This window comes from Vibrio sp. 2033, assembly GCF_033339735.1.
The window spans coordinates 1-621 of sequence record NZ_JAWOVC010000489.1 but is presented as its reverse complement, the minus strand read 5'-3'; the positions used below and the strand labels follow the sequence as shown (position 1 = coordinate 621).

Here is a 621-nt window from a genome sequence, read left to right as displayed (position 1 = left end):
CGCGGTCAACGGGGAAGCAACTGGCGTGGGTTCAGGTTGTTCGGCTTCCTGCTGCGGGCCGCCGGAACGGGCTCGATTGTCTTTTTTCTGCGGCCAGGATCTGCCGCGCCTTTAGGGTCAGGTTCGAGAAATCCGCCGCCGTCGCTCCAGGCATCCTCGCAACCCGAATACTCAGCCCCGCAACCATATGCGTCCGGTGCCGAACCAAATCTGAATCGTATCGCCTCAAGCCCCAGCGGGTCGGTGAATTTGTACGGCGAATTGAGCGCGTAGGCGTAGCGGTTGAACGTCTGCGGATTGCGGATCGTCGCCGACGCCGTCAGCGGATCAACCGAGGTGAATCTGCCGTGCGTCGGGTTGTAATAACGTGCCTGAGCAAATTCCAGCCCGCTTTCGTCATCTTTCTCGTAACCCTTATAATCCTGCCGAAGGCCCGTCGGCTGATAGCCCAGCCCTTGCGTCCGCTGCGGCGTCGCAACCTCATCACCAAACGCCGCGAAATCTTTCCGCCCGACAACCGCACCGCCCCGTAGGCCAAGTACCGAGACCTTACCAATAAATAAGTTGTCCGCTCGGGTAAATTATTATCTCTCTTCACAAGCAATGTCACCGATTGCCATT

At 58.3% G+C, this 621-nt stretch carries 1 protein-coding gene; it reads right to left on the bottom strand.

The window, feature by feature from the left end:
- Positions 1-5: 5 nt before the first annotated feature.
- Positions 6-452: an RHS repeat-associated core domain-containing protein gene (locus R7P74_RS29995; protein ID WP_443293473.1), complete on the bottom strand. Its 447-nt coding sequence runs from the start codon at positions 450-452 to the stop codon at positions 6-8.
- Positions 453-621: the final 169 nt, after the last annotated feature.